The 3,830-nt window shown below is 33.1% G+C and carries 4 protein-coding genes; 1 reads left to right on the top strand and 3 read right to left on the bottom strand.

The window, feature by feature from the left end:
• Window positions 1-330: 330 nt before the first annotated feature.
• A complete protein-coding gene (locus METFODRAFT_RS09290; protein ID WP_007045361.1) occupies window positions 331-1,113 on the top strand; it encodes an ABC transporter substrate-binding protein in 783 nt (260 codons plus the stop codon).
• 24 nt (window positions 1,114-1,137) lie between these two features.
• Here METFODRAFT_RS09290 and METFODRAFT_RS09285 read toward each other — a convergent pair whose 3' ends face one another.
• The 3 genes from METFODRAFT_RS09285 to METFODRAFT_RS09275 all read right to left on the bottom strand — a co-directional run bounded on the left by METFODRAFT_RS09285 (window position 1,138) and on the right by METFODRAFT_RS09275 (window position 3,621).
• A complete protein-coding gene (locus tag METFODRAFT_RS09285) occupies window positions 1,138-1,791 on the bottom strand; it encodes a DUF5612 domain-containing protein (RefSeq protein WP_007045360.1) in 654 nt (217 codons plus the stop codon).
• A gap of 77 nt (window positions 1,792-1,868) precedes the next feature.
• On the bottom strand, window positions 1,869-2,741 hold the full coding sequence (locus METFODRAFT_RS09280) for a zinc metalloprotease HtpX (protein WP_007045359.1): 873 nt from the start codon (window positions 2,739-2,741) through the stop codon (window positions 1,869-1,871).
• A gap of 58 nt (window positions 2,742-2,799) precedes the next feature.
• Complete coding sequence (locus METFODRAFT_RS09275; RefSeq protein ID WP_007045358.1) at window positions 2,800-3,621, bottom strand: pantoate kinase; 822 nt, start codon at window positions 3,619-3,621, stop codon at window positions 2,800-2,802.
• Between the last annotated feature and the right edge of the window lie 209 nt (window positions 3,622-3,830).

Raw genomic sequence — 3,830 nt, 5'->3', positions numbered from 1 at the left:
TGCATCTCTAATGTATTTATAAACTCCCATCTGTATCCCTCATGCTTTGTGTTTTCTTCCATCTCTGTTTATGGGTTCGGCTTTTCAGCCACATACCCTTACAGGAGGTCGGCCTCCTGTTACTAAGTTTTATCGCTTTAGAAATGTTTGTATTATTATTCTATTTCTAAATCCTTAGGTGGCTTCATTTTATGTGGTTTTAATATATTAATTTAACGGTTTTTATATATGCAGAATTATGAGTATATTAGCAACATTTTTATAATATCGAATATATAGGATTTTATGAGAAATCTGGCGATTTTATTAAAGTAAGTTAAAGGGATTGCAATGAAACGGAATTTTTGTTTAATGCTAATATTATTTGTTGTGATATGCGGATGTTTGGAAAATAACCCACATGAAAGAGAGATTAAGACAATAAAACCCGGAGTTCTAACAATAGGGGTTATAAATAGCAATGCTCCTCCGTTTGTATTTGAAAAGGATGGAAAATTAACAGGTTTTGATATTGAGTTAATAACCGAAATTTCTAAGTACTTAGGATTAAAGCCAGAGTTTAAAAGATATTATTTTCATATGTTAATACCGTCAATAAAAGCAAATGAAATAGATTGTGCAGTGTCCGCTATAACAATAACTCAAAAAAGAAAGCAGGAAGTTTCATTCTCAAGACCTTACTTTGAAACAGGACAAGTTATTATTGTAAGAAATGACAGTCAAATAAACAATGGTGCTGATTTGAAAAGCAAAAAGATTGGGGTTTTAGAGGGTACAACATGCGAAGATATAGCAATATCTATTTCAAAAAGCGCCCCCTTAACTATTGTTGGATATAAAAATGCAGATAAAATGTTTAATGATTTAAAAAATGGGAGTATAGATGCCATAATATACGATGAAATTTTAGTTAAAGGTTTTACAAAAGAAAAATCCCCCTTCAAAAAAGTTGGCCGTAGATTGACAAGTGAATATTATGGAATAGTAATAAATAAAGATAACAAAGCCCTTCTTGATGCCATTAACGCAGCATTATTTGAAATGGAGAAAAATGGTGTATATATGAAGTTGTACAACAAATGGTTTGGCAATTTCACACAAGATTATACATAAATACTTTTTTCTACTTTTATTTACTTACAGGACTCTCCCTCTAACTTTATTTATATCAAATTTTGCAGTATCTGCTATAGCCATAACTGCCAAAACCCCGGCCTGAACAGGGTCACTCACAATTAAATCAGCAACTTTAGGTGCACTTCCAAACATCTTCAAACTAATCACTGGAATGCCTGTTTTTTTCTTTAACTCCTCAACTGCCTTTGTTATCTCACCACCCATCAACGAGCCAGCAAGTACTAAAATTGCAGCCCTCGGTAGTTTTTCAACTGCAAGAACTGCATCACTTAAATTTCCCTCACCCACAATTGGCATAGTATCCACACTTATTCTTTCTCCCCTTATGTTGTGCCTATCCGCCTCGCTTATAGCCCCTTGTGCAACTTGTGCTACCTGTGCTCCTCCACCAACGATTATCACTCTTTTACCGTAAATCATTTTTAGGGTTTTATGTATTTCCACATTTTTAACAAAATTACACTCCTTTATCTTTTTTAAAAGTCCTTCTTTATCCCCAATTCCTTCAATCTCCATATATATTAATCCAGTATCGTCATCTTTTATGAACTGTTGCGTATATGTTATATTTCCATTGAACTCTAAAATAATGCCAGTAAGTTTATGCAGCACTCCTATTTTGTTCTCAGCCATTATTGTGAGCCCAATTTCCATGATTTTCCCTCAAAATATTATATAATAATTTGCATATGTGATAAGATTTTGTTTTTATATTTTTTATTTTTATAAATTTAGTATTTAATTGCTGTATGTATTCCCATCCTTCTTGCTAATTCCAAGAGCCTCTTTATCCTCTCCTCTGTTGGTGGGTGGGTTGAGAATAGTTTTGCTATTACCTCTCCTTTAAATGGATTTACAATAAACATATGTGCAGTTGATGGACTTCCCCTCTCCATTGGATATACTGAAACTCCATTCTCCAACTTTGCCAATGCATTTGCTAAGTATATTGGATTAGACAGCTTACCTCCTTCTTCATCAGCGTAAAACTCCCTCTGCCTTGATATTGCTAACTGTATTATGGTTGCCGCTATTGGAGCAAGTACTAAGAATGCCAATGTTGCCACCAGTGAGAGAGGATTTTCCTCCTCTTCCCTTTCAAATCCAAATAAAAGACTCAAATGAAGCCAATCTGCAATATACATAATTGCCCCTGCGAGAGTAGCAACAAGGGAACTTATTAAAATATCCCTATGGAGGATATGCCCAATTTCGTGTGCTATAACCCCTTCTAATTCCTCGGGGGATAGGAGGTTCAATATTCCAGTGGTAACTGCAACAACTGCATTTTTTGGATCTCTTCCAGTTGCAAATGCATTTGGTGTTGGAGTTTCAATTATTGCAATCCTTGGTTTTGGGATTCCTGCCTTTATTGCAATTTTTTCAACCATTCTGTGTAATTGAGGCAATTCATGCTCATCAATAATTCTTGCATTATAACCCCACAACACAAACTTATCACAATATAAGTAGGCAATTAGGTTAGGAATTAATGCGAGAATTATGGCAATTACTGGAGGGATATGTAATAAATAACATATTCCATACAATAAGCCAGTTAATATTGCAAGTAGGATTACCGTCTTTACATTTTCTAAGAACATATCCTCCACCTCCTTTAAATTATAAATCGTTTGCGAAATTTGTGCCATAAATAAATATTTACATATATATTTTACATACAATTGGATTTTTTAGGATTGATAAAACATCATTTAAATCCTCTTTTTTGCAAATACAAAACAACGTATTCCCCAACATTGCCTGAGAAGCCCCTACTGTAAATTTTAAATCTCTGCAGATTTCTAATATCTCATCAGATATTAGTCCAGTGGTTTCTGCAAAGTAGAAGGATAAATCCATAAAGTTCTTTAAGGTAGGGTTTTTTAGAAGTTTTATTAGTAACTTATCAGAAGTTTTGTTTATTTTTTCTACCCATTGTTGGTTGTTTATGATATTTTTTGTCTCCTTTTCTCCCAAAATCTCAACAACAACGTAGTGGTTATTATCAACCTTAACCTTCTCAACATTAATTGGAAATCCAGGACTTTTTCTTATTACAAATCCTTTTGTATGCTGGGCAATAACATCCCCCAACCCAGTACCGCATTTAACCTCAGCGATGTGGGCTGCTTTTACAGGTTCATTATTATAGTTATTACTCCACCTGTATATACCTATTGTTTTAAATATCTCATACGCTGTTCCTAAGGCACAACTTCCAGATGTTCCCAATCCACTGCCAAGGGGAAAATCTGAAGAGTGTATAACATCATAAGAACCAACATTAAAGTAGTTCATAACCTCTCTTGTAGGACTTAGGTTAATTTTTTTGTCATTGAAGTATATGTTTCCATTTCCAACTTTAATCGTTGTGTAAACACCTTTGTTTAGTGTAATTCCCGCTCCTGTGGAACCTGTTTTTAAAAAATCCTTATCTTTGAATATTCTAAAAAAGCCTGTGATGTGTGCTGGAACGAACATAATTATACCTCAATAAAAATGTTAAACCATCAAAAAATAAAATAATTTTTATGTATAAGAAAACACCAAAATAACTTCAAAATAATTAAATATAAAACTTAAATTTAAAATTTACTATTGTCTCGAGGTTGTCGAATAATTGAATTGGTAGATTTATTCGGTATTATATGTTTTAATATTAATACTTTAATTAGTGTTAATATATTATG

It is taken from the genome of Methanotorris formicicus Mc-S-70, assembly GCF_000243455.1.
Lineage (GTDB): Archaea > AGJL01 > Methanococci > Methanococcales > Methanococcaceae > Methanotorris > Methanotorris formicicus.
This window is presented reverse-complemented; position numbering and strand designations above follow the sequence as displayed.